Source organism: Ureibacillus sp. FSL K6-2830 (assembly GCF_038004145.1).
GTDB lineage: Bacteria > Bacillota > Bacilli > Bacillales_A > Planococcaceae > Ureibacillus > Ureibacillus thermosphaericus.
The window spans coordinates 2,153,349-2,175,521 of record NZ_JBBOQR010000001.1; the positions used below are offsets into that span (position 1 = coordinate 2,153,349).

The 22,173-nt window shown below is 35.1% G+C and carries 18 protein-coding genes and 1 riboswitch; of the genes, 8 read left to right on the top strand and 10 right to left on the bottom strand.

The features are described 5' to 3' along the window. Window positions 1-32: 32 nt before the first annotated feature. Entirely contained in the window at window positions 33-1,244 is a 1,212-nt protein-coding gene (gene sstT / locus NSU17_RS10585; protein WP_340704993.1) for a serine/threonine transporter SstT, read from the bottom strand. Window positions 1,245-1,431: 187 nt separating this feature from the next. Continuing rightward, window positions 1,432-1,851 (bottom strand): DUF1284 domain-containing protein, encoded by a 420-nt coding sequence (locus tag NSU17_RS10590; RefSeq protein WP_340435900.1) that lies wholly within the window; start codon window positions 1,849-1,851, stop codon window positions 1,432-1,434. 204 nt (window positions 1,852-2,055) lie between these two features. On the opposite strand from NSU17_RS10590, the gene NSU17_RS10595 reads away from it, so the two are divergent. After that, the gene (locus NSU17_RS10595) at window positions 2,056-2,256 is read left to right on the top strand and encodes an alpha/beta-type small acid-soluble spore protein (protein WP_016837937.1); all 201 of its coding nucleotides are present in this window, start codon (window positions 2,056-2,058) and stop codon (window positions 2,254-2,256) included. Between the two features lie 94 nt (window positions 2,257-2,350). On the opposite strand, the gene NSU17_RS10600 is transcribed toward NSU17_RS10595, so the two are convergent. Together NSU17_RS10600 and dapA are read right to left on the bottom strand one after the other, a co-directional pair. Continuing rightward, window positions 2,351-3,646 carry an arsenic transporter gene (locus NSU17_RS10600; RefSeq protein WP_016837936.1) on the bottom strand — a complete coding sequence of 432 codons (1,296 nt, stop codon included), beginning with the start codon at window positions 3,644-3,646 and terminating at the stop codon, window positions 2,351-2,353. Window positions 3,647-3,843: 197 nt separating this feature from the next. Beyond that, window positions 3,844-4,731 carry a 4-hydroxy-tetrahydrodipicolinate synthase gene (gene dapA, locus NSU17_RS10605; protein WP_016837935.1) on the bottom strand — a complete coding sequence of 296 codons (888 nt, stop codon included), beginning with the start codon at window positions 4,729-4,731 and terminating at the stop codon, window positions 3,844-3,846. A 107-nt stretch (window positions 4,732-4,838) separates the two neighbouring features. Next, a riboswitch (Lysine riboswitch) is annotated at window positions 4,839-5,017 on the bottom strand. Between the two features lie 251 nt (window positions 5,018-5,268). Here dapA and NSU17_RS10610 point away from each other — a divergent pair. Further along, window positions 5,269-6,447 (top strand): DHH family phosphoesterase, encoded by a 1,179-nt coding sequence (locus NSU17_RS10610; RefSeq protein ID WP_016837934.1) that lies wholly within the window; start codon window positions 5,269-5,271, stop codon window positions 6,445-6,447. Window positions 6,448-6,523: 76 nt separating this feature from the next. On the opposite strand, the gene NSU17_RS10615 is transcribed toward NSU17_RS10610, so the two are convergent. Beyond that, a complete protein-coding gene (locus tag NSU17_RS10615; RefSeq protein ID WP_016837933.1) occupies window positions 6,524-7,189 on the bottom strand; it encodes a restriction endonuclease in 666 nt (221 codons plus the stop codon). 175 nt (window positions 7,190-7,364) lie between these two features. On the opposite strand from NSU17_RS10615, the gene NSU17_RS10620 reads away from it, so the two are divergent. Then, window positions 7,365-8,429: an LLM class flavin-dependent oxidoreductase gene (locus NSU17_RS10620; protein WP_016837932.1), complete on the top strand. Its 1,065-nt coding sequence runs from the start codon at window positions 7,365-7,367 to the stop codon at window positions 8,427-8,429. 412 nt (window positions 8,430-8,841) lie between these two features. Here NSU17_RS10620 and NSU17_RS10625 read toward each other — a convergent pair whose 3' ends face one another. After that, on the bottom strand, window positions 8,842-9,765 hold the full coding sequence (locus tag NSU17_RS10625) for a ketopantoate reductase family protein (RefSeq protein ID WP_172597897.1): 924 nt from the start codon (window positions 9,763-9,765) through the stop codon (window positions 8,842-8,844). A gap of 444 nt (window positions 9,766-10,209) precedes the next feature. Between NSU17_RS10625 and NSU17_RS10630 the strand changes: the two genes are divergently transcribed. The 3 genes from NSU17_RS10630 to NSU17_RS10640 all read left to right on the top strand — a co-directional run bounded on the left by NSU17_RS10630 (window position 10,210) and on the right by NSU17_RS10640 (window position 13,825). Further along, a complete protein-coding gene (locus tag NSU17_RS10630; RefSeq protein ID WP_016837930.1) occupies window positions 10,210-11,058 on the top strand; it encodes a DegV family protein in 849 nt (282 codons plus the stop codon). 185 nt (window positions 11,059-11,243) lie between these two features. Next, window positions 11,244-11,720, top strand: coding sequence for a flavin reductase family protein (locus NSU17_RS10635; protein WP_016837929.1), 477 nt, complete (start codon window positions 11,244-11,246; stop codon window positions 11,718-11,720). 209 nt (window positions 11,721-11,929) lie between these two features. Then, on the top strand, window positions 11,930-13,825 hold the full coding sequence (locus NSU17_RS10640) for a PrkA family serine protein kinase (protein ID WP_026019040.1): 1,896 nt from the start codon (window positions 11,930-11,932) through the stop codon (window positions 13,823-13,825). Window positions 13,826-14,027: 202 nt separating this feature from the next. On the opposite strand, the gene NSU17_RS10645 is transcribed toward NSU17_RS10640, so the two are convergent. Then, complete coding sequence (locus tag NSU17_RS10645) at window positions 14,028-15,152, bottom strand: IS4 family transposase (RefSeq protein WP_340704487.1); 1,125 nt, start codon at window positions 15,150-15,152, stop codon at window positions 14,028-14,030. Window positions 15,153-15,399: 247 nt separating this feature from the next. On the opposite strand from NSU17_RS10645, the gene yhbH reads away from it, so the two are divergent. Both yhbH and NSU17_RS10655 read left to right on the top strand, forming a co-directional pair. Next, on the top strand, window positions 15,400-16,560 hold the full coding sequence (gene yhbH / locus NSU17_RS10650; protein ID WP_026019039.1) for a sporulation protein YhbH: 1,161 nt from the start codon (window positions 15,400-15,402) through the stop codon (window positions 16,558-16,560). 24 nt (window positions 16,561-16,584) lie between these two features. Further along, window positions 16,585-17,994 (top strand): SpoVR family protein, encoded by a 1,410-nt coding sequence (locus NSU17_RS10655; protein WP_016837926.1) that lies wholly within the window; start codon window positions 16,585-16,587, stop codon window positions 17,992-17,994. 309 nt (window positions 17,995-18,303) lie between these two features. On the opposite strand, the gene NSU17_RS10660 is transcribed toward NSU17_RS10655, so the two are convergent. The 3 genes from NSU17_RS10660 to NSU17_RS10670 all read right to left on the bottom strand — a co-directional run bounded on the left by NSU17_RS10660 (window position 18,304) and on the right by NSU17_RS10670 (window position 21,947). Continuing rightward, entirely contained in the window at window positions 18,304-19,917 is a 1,614-nt protein-coding gene (locus NSU17_RS10660) for a catalase (RefSeq protein ID WP_096552323.1), read from the bottom strand. Between the two features lie 15 nt (window positions 19,918-19,932). Further along, window positions 19,933-21,600: a ribonuclease J gene (locus NSU17_RS10665; protein ID WP_210730761.1), complete on the bottom strand. Its 1,668-nt coding sequence runs from the start codon at window positions 21,598-21,600 to the stop codon at window positions 19,933-19,935. 113 nt (window positions 21,601-21,713) lie between these two features. Continuing rightward, window positions 21,714-21,947 carry a glutaredoxin family protein gene (locus NSU17_RS10670; RefSeq protein ID WP_016837924.1) on the bottom strand — a complete coding sequence of 78 codons (234 nt, stop codon included), beginning with the start codon at window positions 21,945-21,947 and terminating at the stop codon, window positions 21,714-21,716. Window positions 21,948-22,173: the final 226 nt, after the last annotated feature.

Here is a 22,173-nt window from a genome sequence, read left to right on the forward strand (position 1 = left end):
CAGTGCCTTAATAATTTATACATATTCTATTATTAATTTGATTTACGCTCTTTTGCCCATTCAGCTGTTGCTGTAAATAGTACGTCGGATGATGAATTTAATGCAGTTTCACAAGAATCTTGTAATACGCCAATGATGAATCCAACAGCTACAACTTGCATGGCAATATCATTGGAAATTCCAAAAAGACTACAAGCGACAGGAATTAAAAGTAACGATCCTCCTGCAACACCTGAAGCACCTGCAGCAGAAAGTGCAGAAAGTACTACTAATATGATAGCGGTCATTACATCTACTTCAATTCCTAGTGTATGGCTTGCTGCAAGCGTTAATACAGAGATTGTAATTGCAGCTCCCGCCATATTAATTGTGGCACCTAATGGAATAGATACAGAATAAGTATCTTTATTTAAACCTAATTTTTCACATAATGCCAAATTGACTGGAATGTTTGCAGCAGAACTACGTGTAAAGAACGCAAAAATTGCACTTTCTTTTAATGTCATCCATACAAGCGGATATGGATTTTGCTTTGTAAAAATAAATGTGATGAGCGGGTTTATAACTAATGCAACAAAGAACATGCAGCCTAGAAGAACGATTAGCAATTTTCCGTATTCAACTAATGTGGAAAGACCACTTGTTGCTATCGCATCAAAGACAAGCCCCATAATACCAATAGGTGCGAATTCAATTACCCATCTCACAATTGTTGAAATTGCTTCTGAAAGATTGTCAATCATGGTTTTTGTTGAATCTGCTGCTTTCTTAAGCGCAATTCCTAGAAGAACGGCCCAAGCCAATATGCCAATGTAATTTGCATTCATAAGAGCGTTTACCGGATTACTAACAACATTAAAAAGCAACGTTTCAAAAACTTCTGCGATGCCTTCTGGAGGAGACACATCTTCAGCACTCATTTTTAATGTCAGTGTCGTTGGGAAAAGGAAGCTGGCAATGACACCGATTGCACCAGCGGAAAAAGTACCGATAGCATAAAGGATTAAAATCATTTTCATATTGGTTTTTGTTCCGCTTCGATGGTTTGCAATCGCTTGAATAACCAATACCAATACGAGTACTGGTGCCACGGCTTTTAGCGCACCGACAAACAAGTTTCCGAAAATGGATACCCAACTGAAAGTATCAGGTATTGTAATAGCAAGAAGAATACCTAAAATTAAACCGATTAAAATTCGTTTGACTAAGCTAATTTGACTCCATGTATGAAATAGTTTTTTCATAAAAACCTCCAAAGAATAAAATCTTGCTTACAAATACAATTGTTTACACCAAAAGGACATTTAAGATAGATATAGTTTAGCATGAATTTTTAAAATCCAAAGGAATTTGTTATTTCAGAAAAATAAAAATAGTGTTTATATTTAGATAAAATAAAAAATCTCCCCACCAGGAGATTTTTATAAATGGTTATTTATTTACTTCCCATAAACCTTCGCCATTTAATATTCTTTGGATGCCTGCTTTACATACACCATAAGAACGCCATGTACAACTTTCACAAAGAATATCTATATCTTCAGGAGTTGCGAATTTTTGAATGCGAGACTCAATTTCTTCCCAAGTGAGAGTTTGACCAATCTGTATCCCTAACTTTTCCAAAATTTGTTTATCTCTTATGTGGATGTTTTCATCTTGACAATGATATTTTCCGCAGTTTGGGTATTTTTCGCAAATTTGATCGATGCCCTCGATGATGTGAATTAAGGTCTTGGGGTTTTTCCTAAGTTCTTGGTGAATGCGCTTCATATTTTCCGCAAATTCTTTAGAATATCCCATACCTCTAAAGCCAACAAGGCAAAATAAATGATGCCCTCGTATTTTATACATGAAATGCTCCTCCTAAAGTTAACGTTAACTAACTAACATATTAACATACTGATTAGGAGGAAAAAATTAGAATATATGACACTATTGTAATAATGTTACAACTTAAATAATCTGTTTTTTCCAGTGAATCTCAATGTTCCCTACATTTCTAAAGTATTAAAAGCTATAGCTTGAGCATTCTAATGGCACAAGGAGGTGAACAACATGACAAATCGTAGTTCTAACAAACTAGTATTCCCAGGGGCAGAAGCTGCATTGAATCAAATGAAATATGAGATTGCACAAGAGTTTGGCGTAAACCTTTCACCAGATACTTCTTCCCGAGCTAATGGTTCAGTTGGTGGAGAAATTACGAAACGTCTTGTGCAAATGGCTCAACAACAATTGAAAGGAAACTCAGAATAATTGGCAATAATAAACACACCTAAGTTCAAATGTTCTTAGGTGTGTTATTATTGTAACCATTATAATTAAATTTTACTCATATAAAAATAAAGAATCAAAATAATAATAACGTCAAATATAAACCAACTAATGTGAAGAATAGTATTGGAAGTGTCAGGATAATCCCCATTTTAAAATAAGCTCCCCAAGAAATTTTAATCCCCTTGTTTGAGAGTACATGTAGCCACACAAGCGTAGCAAGTGAACCAATTGGTGTAATTTTGGGACCTAAATCTGAGCCGATTACATTGGCATAAATTAAAGAATCGCGAATTACACCTGACGTGGAAGTTTCCGCTATTGCTAATGAGTCAATCATAATTGTAGGTAAATTATTCATAACTGAAGATAAGAAGGCTGCAATATACCCCATTCCAATCGTAGTAGTGAATAATCCTCCTTGCACTGTCCATTCAATAACATAGGCTAGTCCTTTCGTGAAACCTGCATTTCCTAATCCATAAACGACTAAATACATACCGATGGAGAAAAATACAATATTCCATGGCGCTCCTTTTATTACGGCTTTTGTATTGACTGCTGAACTTTTTCGAGCCATCGCCAATAAGAATATCGCCATAATCCAACCAATAATACTAACGGGTACATGAATCCATTCAGCTGAAAAATAACCGGTTAATAAAATTGCCATTACCGGCCACGCTAATTTAAACATCTTTTCATCCCGTATGACTTCCCGTGGGTTTTTTAGCATCATTACATCATACTTTGATGGAATAGATTTCTGGAAGTATAAAAATAGAACGATAATGGTTGCTATTAATGAAAAGAAATTAGGAATAATCATTCGTAAAGAGTATTCCATAAAGCTGATTCCAAAAAAATCTGCTGCGATTACGTTTACTAAGTTACTTATTAAAAAAGGGAGGGAAGTAGTGTCAGCTATAAAACCACTAGCCATAATAAAAGGGAAAATCATTTTCTCATTAAAATTTAAATTTCGAACCATTGCAAGAACAATAGGGGTCAAAATTAATGCTGCACCATCATTTGAAAAGAAGGCTGAAACAAAAGCTCCAAGAACTGTAACGTAAATGAACATTCTAATACCGTTCCCTTTTGCTATGCGAGCCATGTGCAGTGCAGACCATTCAAATAAACCAATTTGATCCAATATTAAGGAAATGATTATAATCGCAATAAATAATAATGTCGCATTCCAAGTAATGTTTACAACTTCAAAGACGTCATTAATATCCACTACTCCAACAATCAATGCAACTATTGCGCCACAGCAGGCTGACCAACCGATATTGATATTTTTTGGTTGGCGAATTACGAGTATGAGCGTGATGATAAATATTAAAATGGCTAATAGTAAATTGAGCAAAATCATATCCTCCAACAAAGTTGAATTGTGACATATTGAAGATAAAAAAAATAAGCACTTATGAATTTAGTTAAATGCCTAAAATTCACAAATGCTATTATATCACTATTCATTTTCCTATCGAATATTTTATTTACTTTTCCACCAAGTATTATTTATCAAAATAAAAACCTGCCATTTTCATGGCAGGAGAATATTTATGAAATCAATTGTAATTGTGTATTTCTTAATAAATAATCTAGCATTTTTTGTTGCTCTTCGTTTAATGGCACTAGTGGAAGACGAACACCACCAACTGTTATGCCTTTCATATTTAATGCTGCCTTAACAGGAGCAGGATTTGGTGCAATGAACATCGCTTTCATAATTGGTAACAGGTTTCGATGTTCTTTTGCAGCTTCTTGAATATTTCCAATGAAGAAATTTTTAATCATAGATTGCATTTCATTGCCGATAATATGAGAAGCAACGGAAATTACTCCTGTACCACCAATTGCTAATGTTGGTAATGTTAAGCTATCATCCCCGCTATATAGTGAGAAATGATTTGGCGTGTTTTCGATAATTTGTGCCATTGCATCTAAATTTCCACTTGCCTCTTTAATTGCAACAATATTCGGTATTTTCGCAAGACGAACTACCGTATCAACGGATAAATTGACGACACTACGGCCAGGAATGTTATAGAGTATAATTGGCAGTTTTGTATTTTGTGCAATTGCTTTAAAGTGTTCATACATTCCTTCTTGGTTTGGCTTATTGTAGTATGGAGTTACAAGCATGATGCCATCCACCCCGGCATCTTCTGCTTTTTTAGTAAGCTCAATGGAAGCTCTCGTATTATAAGAGCCCGTACCTGCAATTACAGGAACTCTACCATTTACAGTCTTCACAGTAAATTTAAACAGTTCTACTTTTTCTTCATCTGTTAAAGTAGGAGATTCTCCAGTTGTACCACATACCACTAATCCGTCTGTACCGTTTGCAATTAAATGTTGAATTAGAATTTCCGTAGCCTCAAAATCTACGTCACCATTTTTGTCAAATGGCGTTACCATTGCTGTTAATACTCTTCCGAAATTCATTCTTCTCCACATCCTTTTCAATGTTTTTTAATGGAGAAGGGCAATTTCTTTATAAACGCAAAAAGCAACAACGAAGAGCCTCGTTGTTGCAAAAAGGAAGATTTTTTGCGTAAGATAGCCCTCCATATAGTTTCCTATATGACAGTCCTACACTTATTCAATGCAGAACCAGCCCCTAGAAAAATGAGTTTCTAGAGACTTCGGCAAATCCCCCTTTCCACAATTATCATTGGACCTCATTATCCTCAAACTGTGTACTCTTGGTTTTTGCGCCTCTATCCTTACTTCAAAGCAATATTGAAATAAGTCGATGGATAATTGTATATAATTGTAGCTCCTTTTATTTGGAAAAGCAATAACAATTAAGTATTTAAATATCATTTATGATTGAATTTTATACAATATGCAGAAAAATTTTGAATTTTCAATCGAAAATTTTGTTAAATTGAAAATTTAAAAGGAATTCTAACTTCTTTGCAATAATAATGCTGTTATTTTTATAAAAAGCATCCATACTACTTTCTGAGGTGAAATAGAATGTATAAATTGCTGTCCCACAATGATTTAGATGGGGTTGGATGTGGCATTTTAGCGAAACTTGCCTTTGGACAAGATGTAAAAGTCCGATATAATTCAATTGCTTCACTTGAACGGGAAATTGAATACTTTTTAGAAAATGATTTGCCTGATACTTTTTTATTTATTACAGATTTATCACCTAGTGAAGAAAATGAAAAAAGATTAAATGCACATTTTAAACAATATAAAAATATTCAACTTATTGATCATCATAAAACAGCGTTGCATTTTAATGAATATGATTGGGGAACGGTATTAGTCGAAAATGAGGAAGGGAAGCTAGAAAGTGCAACTTCATTATTTTATCAGTTTTTAGTTGCAAACGAGTTATTAAAGCCAACAGAGGCAATTGATGAATTTGTGAAGCTCGTAAGGCAATATGATACTTGGGAGTGGGAAAAAAACGATAATCATAAAGCCCATTTCTTAAATTCATTGTTTTTCTTAGTGTCCATCGATGAATTTGAAGAAACGATGATTGACAGACTAACTTCTTCTGAACACTTCGATTTTGATGAATTTGAAAAAAAGCTGTTGAATATGGAAGAAGATCGGATAGAACGATATATTCGTCGCAAAAAAAGAGAGGTAGTGCAAATAAAAAATGATGAGTATTTTGCTGGAGTTGTGTATGCGGAATCTTATCATTCAGAATTAGGAAACGAATTAAGTAAAGAACATCCTCATCTTGACTATATCGCTATATTGAATATGGGAAGTAAAAAAATTTCTTTCCGCACTATTCATGACCATGTGGATGTTTCGGAAATCGCAGCAGTGTATGGCGGAGGAGGACATCAAAAGGCAGCGGGTTGTAACTTAACAGAGGAAACATATCAAATATTTGTACAAAATACTTTTCAGCTTGATCCAATGCCTCAAGATGCGAAATATAATCGGTATAATGTAAAGGAATCTTCTTTTGGTACGATGTATGCTGATGCCGATGATAACAATTATTTTATATTACAAAAAGATGGCGTTTGGATGATTGAAAAATCAGAACAATTAATAGAAACAACTTTTGCAAGTTTTGAAGAAGCAGAAAAATATTTAAAGAGGATGTATGAAGCCTATCTAGTACGTGATGAAGTGTTTGTTGAGTATTTAATGAATCGAGTAAAAAAAGAACATTAGAAGTAGATGATTGAAATATTTTTTATGAATGCAAAATTCGCTAGCTCCTTTCAATTTAGCTAGCGAATTCTTATTATTATTTATGTTGTGATAAATATAATGCGGTTTGGAAAACGAACTTTTTATTTTCATCCTGCATCATATTTATTAATTCATCGTGATCAATTAAAAGTATATGGTTTAAGGAAGAAAACTTTTTGGCAGATGGTGTAAAAGATTGATTTGTAATAATCATTGCGCCATCTGCACTGTATGTTTTTATATTGACAGCAACTTGTTGAACCTTTCGGATGTCAACTGCATTTGCCCCTTTTATAATCTGTACTATATATTTTCTCGTACCTTTCCATAAAATAAGATCCACATTGAAAGTTTCAATGTCCTTTGTAATAAGTGCTACGTAACGATGTTTTTCAAAAAGTTTTTTTAATAGATGGATGTACTCCGTTTCTGGCAAATTATTCAATTGTATAAGTTCTTTCTGTAAAAGATCGTTGTCAGTGTGAACGGTTTTTATTAAATGCAATGTACGATTAATTAAATAAAAAATAAAACGAAAACTTGAAGTTCTAAAAGGCTTGTAGAATATCACCAAAGTAATGAAAATCATGAAATACAATTTAATATCATATACATTTAGTTCAATAGAAATCAAACTGAATAATGTGATAACAATACCAAAACTGAACATCAAAATCATTAAAAATTCAATTACTTTGCTTTCAAATTTTCTTTCTTTCATCTACATTCATTCCTTGTTTTTTATATTATTTTTAACTTTTGGAGCTGAATATATTCTAAAAAAGGATGAGAATTAAAAACAGAATATTTGATAATCATCCTAATATTTGTGTATGATTACAAAGAAAAATATTTCAATTTCGAGATAATATGTTTTGTATGTGGAGGGAATGAGGATGGAAATAGGGTTAACGACATTTGTAGAAACGACGCCAGATGTAAGAACGGGAAAAGTGATAAGTCATGCGGAGCGCCTTCGAGAAGTTGTAGAAGAAATTCAACTAGCTGATGAAGTGGGATTAGATGTTTATGGAGTAGGTGAGCATCATCGAAAAGATTATGCTTGTTCATCACCTGCTGTATTGCTTGCTGCGGCCGCAACGAAAACAAAAAATATTAAATTAACGAGCGCAGTAACTGTATTATCTTCAGATGATCCAGTGAGAGTGTATCAGCAATTTGCTACATTGGATGCAATTTCGAACGGGCGTGCAGAAATTATGGCAGGCCGGGGTTCTTTCATAGAATCTTTTCCGTTATTTGGTTATGACTTACAGGATTATGATGAATTATTCGAGGAAAAGTTAGATTTATTACTACAAATACAGAAACAAGAAATCATTCATTGGAACGGTAAACATCGTCCAAGTATTAATGGTCGAGGAGTATACCCAAGACCAGAAAATGAAGTTCCGATTTGGATTGCTAGTGGTGGAACGCCTCAATCGGTAGCTCGAGCAGGTGCGTTAGGCTTACCTTTATGTTTAGCGATTATCGGCGGCAGTCCATTACAATTTGCTCCTTTAGTGAAGTTATATTATCGTGCAGCAAAAGAAGCAGGACATGATATTTCCAAACTAAAAGTAGCATCTCACTCCCATGGATTTGTTGCGGAAACGACAGAAGAGGCGGTTGAAAAGTTCTTCCCTCCAACCCAATACGCAATGAATGTTTTAGGTAGAGAACGAGGATGGGGACCATATACGCAAGCGACATTTGATTATGCTAGAAGTTTAGAAGGAGCATTGTACTGTGGCGATGTAAAAACGGTAGCAGATAAAATTATTTTCTTGCGTAAAAATGTTGGAGTTACTCGCTTTATGCTCCACTGCCCAGTTGGTTCAATGGCTCATGAAGATGTGATGAGATGCATCGAATTGTTAGGGAAAGAAGTTGCACCAATTGTACGTGAAGAAGTAGCGAAATGGGAAGCGGAAGGTAATGGGCAAATCATAGTCTAATAATAACTATCCATATTGGCTATTATTTTGCAAACTTTGACTAATATCTTTTTTAGCTTGACTATTAAGTGATCGATTTTGGCTAATATCGGTCTTTCTCGAATCGAAATTGAAACGATTGGCAATTAAGTTCGCACATTTGACTATTATCCATTTTAGTTTGACTATTAAGTGATCGATTTTGGCTAATATCGGTTTTCCCTAAATCGAAATTTAATCGATTGGCAATTAAGTTCACACATTTGACTATAATCCAATTTAGTTTGACTATTAAGTGATTGATTTTGGCTATTATCAGTTTCCATGAATCGAAAGTGTTATAGCTAAGCCTTATTTCAAATGAGAAATGATAAAGAGAGGACTGTCATCAACTTTTGCACAGTCCTCTCTCTTATAACACGAATATTTCTAATCAATAAACGTATTCAGATTCAATTTCTTTAATCTTTTCATACAGCATTTTATTTACCGGTGTATCAATTCCGTACTTTTTGCCAAGTTTTAATACAGTTCCAGCAAACAATTCAACTTCGCTTAGTCGTTTTGCATCGACATCTTGTGCCATTGATGGTTTTCCTTCTGGACTGAGAGTATCTAATACATCAAGCCAGTAATTTAAATCATCTTCTGTCAATGGAACACCAGCTTTATCTGAAATAGCAATAACTTCTCGCATAGCAGCAATCATCGTATTTCTTGCTTCACCTTCATTTTGTACTTCCCCATAATTGCTATTGTAAACGGCAACCGTTTGATTGACTCCAACGTTTAGCATGAATTTGCCCCAAATTCGATGGGGCATGTTTGTATCCACTTGATGTGGAAGTTCAACAGATTTGAAAAATTCGCTTAATCTTTTTGTTTTTTCACTAAGGATTCCTGGTTTTCTATCACCAAAGACGAGCATTCCTTTATGTTCAAATGTTAATTTGTTATCAATTTTTACTGCATCCATTCCTTGAGCGACACAATAAAGTACCTTTTCAAAGCCGTAAACTTGTCCAATCATTTCTTCGCTGATGATGCCATTTAATGCCGAAATGATTATCGTATGTTCACCTACATGGTGCTTAACAGATTGAATGGCTTCTTCTAAACCGTTAAACTTAACAGTAAAAATAAGTAAATCTGCAGGTTCTACATGCTCATCAGGTGTTACAAAGTGGAATTCACATCGTTCTCCGTTGCAAAATACCCCTTCAGTTTGATATTTTTCAATACGTTTTTTATCGGCTATGATTCGTACATTTTCTTTCGGAAGTTTTTGAGAAAAATGTTGACCATACATAATGCCTAATGCACCTAAACCGATAATTGATACCTTCTTTATACTCACAACCATCCCTCTTTCATTAACTTCTTACAAACGAAATCATTTCATTTAGTTTATCAAATTATTTGGCAAAAGGAATTCTTATTAAGGGTTATAAAAGCTAGAAAAAAAGAGATGCGAGGGTTATTCTCGCACCTTATAGATAAGAAAGGGGTTGTGAATATTTTGAACATGTTTAAAAACATGAGCAACTAAGCGGGATAGTTGAGCCATTCATCAGCTAAAGCTTTAATTCATTTCTTTATTGAGATTGTACTTCCAAAAAACATAAAATAAAAGGCATTAGAAAGGAGTTCAAAGATATTTCAAAACTTTTCGAACAGATAAAGAACAAAGAAGAGTTCAGCGGAATGTTGATGATCATTTCTCAATGATTATTTTTCTAATATAGAATTATGTTATAATTGAAGAAATTTTGTTGGGATTATGAAAATAGAGGTGAGCCGTATGATTAAAATAACAGCCGATAGCACTTGCGATTTATCTCCTGAAATTATTGAGCAGTTAGATATTTCATTAATGCCATTACATGTGTTAATTAACGAGGAAGATTTTCGCGATGGAATTGATATTACGCCAAAAGATATCTTTCGTTATGTAAGTGAAGAAGGAAAAACTTGTAAAACGGCTGCGGTAAATGTATTTGAATATGAAAATTTATTCAAGGAGCTATCACCGCATTACGATGCTGTGATACATATTAGTTTAGGTTCTGGTTTTTCCTCTTGCTATCAAAATGCCAAAATTGCATCGGAACAATTTGATAATGTGTTCGTTGTAGATTCAAGCAACCTTTCTACTGGAAGTGGACATGTTGTCTACGAAGCGGCACTTATGGCAAAAAAGGGAGCACAACCAGAAGAAATCATAAAACATTTAGAAGAGATTATTCCTAAGGTAGATGCAAGTTTTGTGATTGATACGATGGAATACTTACGAAAAGGCGGACGCTGTTCCGGAATTGAAGCTTTCGGTGCTACATTGTTAAGAATTAAACCTTCCATTGAAGTTGTAGATGGTAAAATGATTGTTGGAAAAAAATATCGTGGGAACTTCGATCGCTGTATCGTTAATTATGTAAAAGACCGGATTGAAAATAATGATGACATTGATTATTCAAGAGTGTTTATTACTCATTCCTATTGTTCACCCGAAACGGTTCAAAAAGTAAGAGAGGCAATTGAACAGTATGCATCATTTGAAGAGATTATTGAGACAACGGCCGGTTGTACCATTTCAACTCACTGCGGACCAAACACATTAGGAATCTTATATAAAAGAAAAAGTAAAAAGTAGTATGTGGGGCTGTCTAGAAAAGTTAAAAACTAGACAGCTTTTTTCTTTTTATTTCCGTTCATTGTATTAAGGAATTGAAGTTAGTTTAAGTAGTAATCTGGCTATATATGTCCTAAAATGTGGAAAAAATGTTGCTAATGTTTGTATAATATGAATTAGAAAAAAGAATCATAGGAGGGATTGGAATGGATCCAAAAGCAAAAAGAACTGCGCTAAGAGGCATCACATATGGACTGTATATTATTGGAACGAAAGATGACTCAGGAGTTAACGGCTTCGCAGGAAACTTTTTAACACAAACTTCTTTTGAACCTCCTCTCGTTGCCATCGCTGCCAAAGAAGGTACACGCTCTCAAAAACAAATTGCTGAAAGTGGGGTATTTAGTGTAAATATTTTAGAAACTGGTCAGAAAGATATGGTAACGGCTTTCTTTAAATCATTACAACCTGAAGGCAATAAACTAGCGGGTTACGAATTTTACACTGAAGAAACAGGGTGTCCAATCTTTAAAGATGCATTAAGCTTTTTTGAATGTAAAGTGGTGGACAAGATTGAAAAAGGTGACCACTATATTTACGTTGGTGAAGTGATTAATGCTGGTGTACACCGTGAAGGAGATCCGCTAACAATGAAAGAAACAGGTTTCTATTATGGCGGATAATAAAATTTATTCATATTTATAATGCAACAACATAACATGATTATTGAACAATCTTCAAAAGCTTTCCTAAAGCAGTAGTGCTCTTAGGAGAGCTTTTTTCTATCTCATTATGTTCGTTTCCAAAACTAGCTAATTAAAAATCAGTGGTATCATAAACAAAACGTAATCATACTATGTTATAAATTAGCCCTGAATGGAGGGAAGGCGCTATCGACATTTTAAAGAAAGTGAAAGAGTACAGAGAAGAAGAAGAAAAGCTGAAGTGGGAAGGTACCTTTGCTGAGTATTTAGAAATAGTGAAAAAACGCCCAGAAGTTGCACAAACTGCTCATTCCAGAGTTTACAATATGATAAAAAGTGCAGGGATTGAGGAAAAAAATGGACAAAAAATCTATAAGTTTTTTAGCAATGAAATCTTTGGATTAGAATCAACAATTGAACGTTTAGTGGAAGAATATTTCCATCCGGCTGCTAAAAGACTTGACGTTCGAAAACGGATTTTGCTTTTAATGGGCCCTGTCAGCGGTGGTAAATCAACAATTGTTACTTTGTTAAAACGCGGATTGGAAAAATATACTCGCACCGATGAAGGAGCGGTATATGCAATTAAGGGTTGTCCTATGCATGAAGATCCACTGCATTTAATCCCTCATCACTTGCGAGAAGATTTTTATAAAGAATACGGTATACGTATTGAAGGAAGTTTATCGCCATTAAATCAATTACGTTTGGAACAAGAATATGGTGGCCGCATTGAAGATGTAATGGTGGAGCGAATCTTCTTCTCAGAAGATAAACGTGTAGGAATTGGAACGTTTACTCCATCCGATCCAAAGTCACAAGACATCGCTGATCTAACAGGTAGCATCGATTTTTCAACAATTGCTGAATACGGTTCGGAATCCGATCCACGTGCATATCGATTTGACGGAGAACTAAACAAAGCAAACCGAGGAATTATGGAGTTTCAAGAAATGTTGAAACTCGATGAGAAGTTTCTATGGCACTTATTATCATTATCTCAAGAAGGAAACTTCAAAGCTGGCCGGTTTGCGTTAATCAGCGCAGATGAATTGATTGTTGCTCACACGAACGAAACGGAATATCGTTCATTCATTGCAAATAAAAAGAATGAAGCTCTTCATTCAAGAATTATTGTGATGCCAATTCCGTATAACTTAAAAGTGAGTGAAGAAGAGCGAATCTATGAAAAAATGATTAAGGAAAGCGACATGGCTCATGTACACATAGCACCACATGCGTTAAGAGCTGCTGCTATCTTCTCGGTTTTAACGAGACTTGAAGTGCCGAAAAAACAAGGCATCGATATTGTAAAGAAAATGCGGTTGTATGATGGAGAAACTGTTGAAGGGTTTAATTCAGTTGATGTAGAGGAATTAAAAAAAGAATATCCTAATGAGGGAATGAAAGGCATAGATCCTCGTTATGTCATTAACCGTATATCATCAGCTATTATTCGCAAGGAAGTACCATCCATTAATGCATTAGACGTTTTAAGATCATTAAAAGATGGACTAGATCAACATCCTTCTATTACGCCAGAAGATAAGGAAAAATACATGAACTATATTGCTATCGCAAGACGGGAGTATGATGAAATCGCGAAAAACGAGGTACAAAAAGCCTTTGTTTATTCTTATGAAGAATCAGCAAAAACATTATTAAACAACTATTTAGATAATGTGGAAGCCTATTGCAATAAAAATAAAATTAAAGATCCGTTAACAGGAGAAGAAATGCCGCCAGATGAAAAATTAATGCGTTCTATTGAAGAACAGATCGGTATTTCAGAAAATGCGAAAAAAGCATTCCGAGAAGAGATTCTCATTCGACTTTCTGCTTATGCACGAAAAGGAAAAAAATTCGATTACAATTCTCATGAGAGATTAAGGGAAGCAATTCAAAAGAAACTATTTGCTGATTTGAAAGATGTAGTAAAAATTACAACATCTACAAAAACTCCTGATGAGGCACAATTGAAAAAAATCAATGAAGTGATTGCTAGGTTAATTGATGAATATGGTTATAATTCCACTTCAGCCAATGAATTATTGCGTTATGTTGGAAGCTTGTTGAACAGATGAATAATGAAGAAAGAAACTATTAATTTATGTGCTAAGATTTTTTCTTAGCACTTTTTTCACTACCGTCGCATAAATGATGTCTGAATTTTCAGTTTTATTTTTTCTGGACTTTAGAGAAAAAACGAAAACACCTAAGCGAGGGTAGTAAACATCCATTTTTTTACTATAACCTATGACTTGTGCAACAACGACTGGCAAACCTTTATGGGACGCCGTTTCCTTCGATTTTTCGTAACCAAATGTGAGCCGATTTCCATAAAGATGCCTTTAGATAACGACTAATTTGTAAATAACTTCGGTCACTATTTACGTTCAGCTGTGCTAATACATTTAAACAATACACAATCATCGCAACGTACACTTGGTTGTGGACGGCTTGTTCACTGTGACCGTAGAATTTTTTAATGTTCAGGTGCTGCTTCATCCATTTGAAGAACAGTTCAATCGCCCAGCGTGACTTGTAGATTTCAGCGATTTCAACTGCACTTAAATCTAAACGATTTGTCAGTAAATGAAGCTCATTTCCTTTTGTGTCATGCAATTTGAGTAAGCGAAACACGTTTTCAGAACGATTTTGTGGTGTTCCAATGACAACCATTTCATCAGAGAATACGGGTGAATCTTCTGGTAACGAAAAGGATTCTAACACTCGGACAACAGCGTTTTTACGCAAACGGGTCACAAAGAAATAGCCATCTTCCGTCATTTGATCAAAGCGCCCATAATCCAAGTAACCACGATCAAACACGTACATGCATTCTTTGTCATCCACGAATACTTCTAGTTGACCACGATCATGTTCGTTGGCATTCGTGAGTACGGCTTTATCTGGATAGGAGAGTCCTTTTTCCATAAAAACAAGTCGTAAGTGAAGCTTTACTCCTGATTTTGTTTTTCGAAACTCTGCCCACTTATGATTGGTCAAATTAAGCGGTAATGTACTCGAATCAATGATTTTCAAAGGCGTTGTCAGCTTTCTTCGCTTTTGAAAATGTGTTTTCTCATGAATTTGAGCCACTAAATCAAGAAAAATCGATTGAAAGAAAACCGTTGGAATGGCGTTGATTCGTCTCCCTAACTGTGAAAAACTAATCGATTCCAATCCCGTTGCTCGTTGTAATTCTTCTAAAAAGACAGCGTCACTCAACGCCCGTAAACTCTCGGTTTCATGGAGTTGGGCATACAAAAGCAGTTTCATAAATGAAGCCATATAAAGCTTCTTGGTATAGTGATTTAATTGATGTGTTTTCACTAGGTCGTCAAATAATGGACGATTAATCGGTGAAAACCATTGTTCAAATGATGTTTTTCGTGTAGACTTATCCATGCGATTGTCCTTTATTTTGGATTTGGATGGTTTACTACCACCCAACCATTATAAAGGATTTTTTTTTGTTTGGATTATATTTCAGAAAATTCGGTTTGTTTGAAGGTGTTAAATTATTTTAATGCGACGCTAGTGCACTTTTTTATTTTCAAAATGAAGTGGTAATTCCATAAAACTCCCGCATATGATAAAAAAAGTGATTTTCCAGATAGATTAAGGAAAGTCATGAAAGATGGGTGATGATGAGATGGGTAAAAACGATAATAAAAGCTATATTGTTTCTCGAGAAGATTGGTCATTACATCGTAAAGGTTATCAAGATCAACAACGTCATATGGAAAAGGTTAGAGAAGCTATTAAAAATAATTTACCAGATTTAATTAGTGAAGAAAGCATCATCATGTCAAACGGTCGTGAAGTGATTAAAATTCCAATCCGCTCTCTCGATGAATATAAAATCCGGTATAACTATGGGAAGTCTAAACATGTTGGTCAAGGGCAAGGGAATAGCAAAATTGGTGATATTGTTGCAAGGGATTCCCAAGGTGCTCTAGGGCCTGGAAAGGGGAAAGAAGCAGGGAACCTTCCAGGGCAGGATTACTATGAAGCAGAAGTTAGTCTTGATGAGGTACAAAACATCCTATTTAGCGAATTAGAATTACCAAATTTGCAACAAAAGGAAATATCGAATATTACAACAGAAAAAATTGAATTTAACGATATTCGTAAAAAAGGATTAATGGGAAATATTGATAAAAAACGCACCATTCTTTCAGCATTTAAACGAAATGCCCTAAAAGGGAAACCAGCAATCGCACCGATTACAGATGAAGATTTGCGATTTAAAACATGGAACGAAGTAGTGAAACCAGAATCGAATGCAGTAGTTTTAGCGATGATGGATACGAGTGGTTCAATGGGGAATTTTGAAAAATATTGTGCTCGCACGTTCTTCTTTTGGATGACTCGCTTTTTACGTTCAAAATACGAAAAAGTTGAAATAGAGTTTATTGCCCACAGTACAGAAGCAAAAGTAGTGACAGAAGAGGAATTTTTCACAAAAGGTGAAAGTGGTGGAACAATTTGTTCATCTGCCTATTCAAAAGCCATTGAACTTATAAAAATGAAGTATAGTCCAAGTCGATATAATATTTACCCAGTTCACTTCTCAGATGGTGAAAACATGTCCAGTGACAATGAAAAATGTTTAAAGCTCGTAAACGAACTAATGGATGTTTCCCAAATGTTTGGATATGGGGAAGTAAACGCTTTAAATCGTTATTCCACTTTAATGAATACGTATAAAAAAATCGATAACCCGAAATTTCGCCACTATATTATTCGTCAAAAAAGCGATGTATATGAGGCGTTAAAAAGCATGTTCCGTAAACAAGAAGCAAATGCTTGATTTTCCAAAGAGAGGTGAGTTTTCTTGGATAAAGAGCTTCAAAAAGCAATTGATGAAATTACGGAAATAGCTATTGGATTCGGGTTAGATTTTTACCCTATGCGCTATGAAATCTGCCCTGCGGATATCATCTATACAATTGGTGCATACGGAATGCCGACAAGATTTTCCCACTGGAGTTTCGGAAAGCAATTTTACAAAATGAAATTGCAGTATGATTTAGGTCTTAGTCAAATATATGAACTGGTCATCAATTCGGATCCTTGTTACGCCTTTTTGTTAGAGTCCAATACACTAACGCAAAACAAATTAATTGTAGCCCACGTATTAGCCCACTGTGATTTCTTTAAAAATAATATTCGCTTTTCTAATACAAGAAGAGATATGGTTGAAAGCATGACAGCAACAGCTGAACGCATTGCTAGCTATGAGAGGGAGTACGGAAAATATGAAGTGGAACAATTTTTAGATGCGGTCCTGTCCATTCAAGAACATATTGATCCCTCTTTAGTTCGTCCACATTTAATATACGAAGAGGAAGAAGATGAAGTTGAGAGCAGCATCCTTATTCAAACCCCATATGATGATTTATGGAATTTAGATGAAAAATTAGAAGGGAAAAAAGAAGAAAATCGAAAGAAAATAAAAAAGAAGAAATTCCCACCGAAGCCGGAAAAGGATTTGTTGTTGTTCATTGAACAATACAGCCGAGAGTTAGATGAGTGGCAACGGGATATTCTTACAATGATGCGAGAAGAAATGTTATACTTCTGGCCACAGCTTGAAACAAAAATTATGAATGAAGGATGGGCATCCTACTGGCACCAACGAATTATGAGAGAATTAGATTTAACGACGGCAGAAACCATTGAATATGCAAAACTCAATGCTGGTGTACTTCAACCATCAAGAACGTCAATCAATCCATACTATTTAGGATTGAAAATCTTTGAAGATATTGAAAGACGTTATGACAATCCGACAGAAGAAATGAAAAAGATGGGCGTAAAACCTGGATCAGGTCGGGAAAAAATCTTTGAAGTGCGAGAAATTGAATCGGATATTTCCTTCATTCGAAATTATTTAACAAAGGAACTTGTGGATCAAGAAGATATGTATTTATTTGAGAAAAAAGGGAATACGTATCAAATTACCGATAAGGATTATGAAAATATTCGAGATCAACTAGTTTCAATGAGGGTGAATGGAGGATTCCCGTACATCGTTGTAGAAGATGGTGATTATTTAAGAAATGGAGAATTGTATTTAAAACATTGTTACGAAGGAATGGAATTAGACCCTCATTATTTAGAAAATGTGTTGCCATATATTTATCAACTTTGGGGCCGTTCTGTTCACTTAGAAACAGTTGTTGAAAATAAACCTATTCTCTATTCATATGATGGAAAACGAAATACAAGGAAGACATTATAATGGTTTCTAAAAAATGCTCATGAAAAACTAGATTCATGGGCTTAATTTTTTTAGTATTCAGCAAACTTTCTTTTAGAGCATAGGCTATCTGAAATGAAAGCGGCGATTCTCTGTAGCGCACGCTTAGTCGCAATTTATCTGCGATGAAAAATAAGTGACAGTCACAAAGATTTCCTGTGTGAAAAGCGTCAAACAATACAAAGCTCCGAGGAGTGTGAAGATGGGCTCCTCGGAAAACGTCTGACGAAACGAAAAACGGAAAAAATAATCACCTATACAATTGAAAGGTGATTATTTTTTGGAAATGTCCTAATAAGATTTTGTATCTTTTCCTTTCTGAATGGCTTGTTCTACCGCTTTTTTCGCGTTGTAAGCGCCAAGTGGATGAAACTCTTCTGCAATTTCTTCATGATGTTTTTCTTTATTTTTGGCTTCTAAACCTTCTCTTAAACGTCTACCATATTCTTCATCGGCAGCTTCAGCATAAGAAATCATTTTTTCTTGAATATCTTTTGGACAGATGGATAGGTCATTAACGAGATTGTTAATAAGCTCATCTTTTTCCCATTGTTCAAAATTACGATATGTTTCTCCTGCCTGTTTAAAATCGTTTGTTCGATCAATCGATTCTCGCACGAGATTCCCTTCAATCATAGGCGTATATTCTTTTCCAACTTGCTCTGCTTCTTTTAAGCCTCCCATGCTTGAAGGTTCATAGTTTACATGCAAGTTTTGATTTGGGCCTTTATCATTATGATAACGCATGAATCCGCCTTCTTGATTCGTTGCAACCCGCTTCTTTGGAGCGTTTATTGGTAATTGCAAATAGTTAGCTCCCAGGCGATATCGCTGCGTATCAGAATAAGAGAATGTTCTTCCTTGGAGCATTTTATCATCTGAAAAATCTAATCCGTCTACGAGTACTCCTGTTCCAAAGGCGGCTTGTTCAACTTCTAAAAAATAGTTTTCTGGGTTTTTATTTAATACTAATCGACCAACCGGTAACCAAGGAAACTGATCTTTTGGCCAAAGCTTAGTACAATCTAGTGGGTCAAAATCAAGCTCAGGATGCGGCCCGTCCTCCATAATTTGGACGAACAGTTCCCACTCAGGGTAATCTCCCTTTTCGATTGCTTCGTATAAGTCTTGTGTTGCGTGGTTAAAATTTTTCGCTTGAATTTCTTGCGCTTCTTTTGTCGTTAAATTTTTAATGCCTTGTTTTGGTTCCCAATGGTATTTGACAAGAACTGCTTTTCCTTCGCTGTTGACCCACTTATATGTGTTTACTCCGGAACCTTGCATCATGCGATAGTTAGCAGGAATTCCCCACGGAGAATAGACAAGAGTTACCATATGAAACGTTTCAGGAGAATTTGCACAAAAGTCAAAGAATCGTTTTGCATCTTGTATGTTTGTCACTGGGTCTGGGCGAAAGGCGTGAATCATATCAGGGAATTTCATTGCATCCCGAATAAAGAAGATTTTTAAATTGTTTCCAACTAAATCCCAGTTGCCATCCTCAGTATAAAACTTTACTGCAAAACCTCGAGGGTCGCGAACGGTTTCAGGAGAATGTGTACCATGAACAACAGTTGAAAAACGAACAAACACTGGTGTTCTTTTTCCTTTTTCTTGGAATAACTTCGCTCTTGTATATTTAGAAGCTGGTTCATCACCTACTGTACCATAAGCTTCAAAATAACCATGTGCACCGGCACCACGAGCGTGAACGATGCGTTCTGGTATCTTTTCCCGGTCAAAATGGCTAATTTTTTCAATAAAATCGTAGTTCTCTAACGTAGCTGGACCACGATTCCCGACCGTACGAATGTTTTGATTGTTTGTGATTGGATGACCTTGTCGGTTTGTTAATGTATCATCATTTTCAATATTGGTAAGTTGTTTTTCTTGGTTGTTAGTCATGATGGTTAACACTCCTTATATTGGTATAATGATTGGTAAGATCATCGGTTTTTTCTTCGTTTTATCATACAAATATTGACCAACTTCCTTTTTGATGGCTTTCTTCATCGCAAAAATGTTCGGGTCTTTAAATGCATCGACAGCCCCTTTTGCGATTTCGTTAATATTACGAATAAGTTGTTCCGATTCTTTCGCATAAACGAACCCTCTAGAAATTGAATCAGGTTCAGAAATTCGGCTACCGTCCGACTTATTAATGGTGATGACAATGACAAGCATGCCTTCTTCTGAAAGTTGTTTTCTATCCCTCAAAACAATATCTTCAATTCCTTCTTCACCAAAGCTATCAACATATGCGTCTCCTGCTGGTATTTTTCGTGTCTGGCGAGCTTCCTGAAATTGAATATCCACCACATCGCCATTATTCAATATGAAAATATTTTTACGATCTACCCCAACATCTTCGGCTAATTTAGCGTGCAGATGTAACATGCGATATTCTCCATGAATCGGAATGAAGTATTTCGGTTTCATTAATGTCAACATTAGTTTTAAATCTTCTTGATAGCCGTGTCCGGATACATGCATCCCTGTTTTGCTAGCAGCACCGTAAACAACATTGGCACCTAGTTGGAATAAGTTATCAACGATTTTGGTGACGTCTTTTTCGTTGCCAGGGATTGGTGATGCTGCAAAGATGACCGTATCTCCAGGATCTATTCGAACATCTCGATTGCTATTCGTCGATAAACGTGAAAGAGCAGCAAGGGGTTCTCCTTGGCTGCCGGTACATAATACAACCACCCTTTCAGATGGCCATTGTTTAACGTCACGTGCATCAATAAGCAGCCAATCAGGAATATCGATATAACCTAATCTTTTGGCAACGCTGACGACGTTTACCATACTTCTGCCAAGAAGTGCAAGTTTTCGGTTTGTTTTGATTGTTGCCTCTACAATTTGTTGAATTCGATTTACATTGGAAGCAAAAGTAGAGATAATAATTTTTCCTGATGCATTAAAGAATGTTTCTTCGATATGTTTGCCTACTTCTTTTTCAGAAGGAGTTGATCCAGGTCGTTCTGCATTTGTACTTTCAGAGATGAGTAATAATACCCCTTCATCTCCAATTTTCGCCATTTTATGAATTTGTGAATATTGCTTATTCACTGGTGTGAGATCAAATTTAAAGTCGCCAGTATGGACAATTTTTCCTTCTGGCGTATTGAATACAATTCCTAGACAATCAGGAATGCTGTGGCTCACTTTAAAAAAAGTTGCTTGGATTTGTCCAAAATTCAATTCAGATTCTGAATGAATTTCAATCAATGTTGATTCCCGTAAAATTTTATGTTCCTTCAGCTTTAATTCAATTAATCCTAATGTAAAGCGTGTAGCATATACAGGAACATTGATTTTTTTCAATAAATAAGGGATGCCACCAATATGATCTTCATGTCCGTGGGTAACAATGATTCCTCGAATTTTATGTTCATTTTCTAACAGATAGGTAAAGTCAGGAATGATTAAATCAACACCTAAAAATGTTCGATCAGCGAATTTCCCCCCACAATCGACAATAACCAAATCATCTCCATATTCAATTACATACATATTTTTTCCAATCTCATTGATACCACCTAATGCAAATATAGAGAGCATATGTTTAGATGACAAAATCATCCCCTCAATCCATTAAAATTCTTTTAACAGTATTGGTTTTTCTTTTATTTCATATACAGTAGAAAAAAGAAAAAGCCTGCATCCTCTTTTAGTGAAGGATACAGGCAATAAATTTATTTATTTAATGCATTCATAATGGCATTAGGATTAAATCCAACAATCCATTGACCATCGATTTCTATTTGAGGAACCCCCATTTGTCCTGTTTTATTTACTAGCTCTAACATTAGCTCAGGCTTCGCTTCCACATTGATTTCTTCGAAAGGAATACGTTGTTGATTCAAAAAGTTTTTCACCATCACACAATAAGGACAACTATTTGTCGTATAAACTATGACATTCTTCAATATATTCTCCCCCTTTTTAATTTTTAAATACCCCTATGAGTATATTATATTTAATCGAGAAATATGTCTAATGAAAATGGAGGATTCAAAATAAATTTCGTTTACCGAATGGGGTATTTAGATAAAAATTCTAATTAACAATCATAAATAAGAATTCAGCGAATAGTATGTTTAATAACTAATAGAAAGATTGAAGTTTTGGTTAATGACTTTAATAGAGGTGATA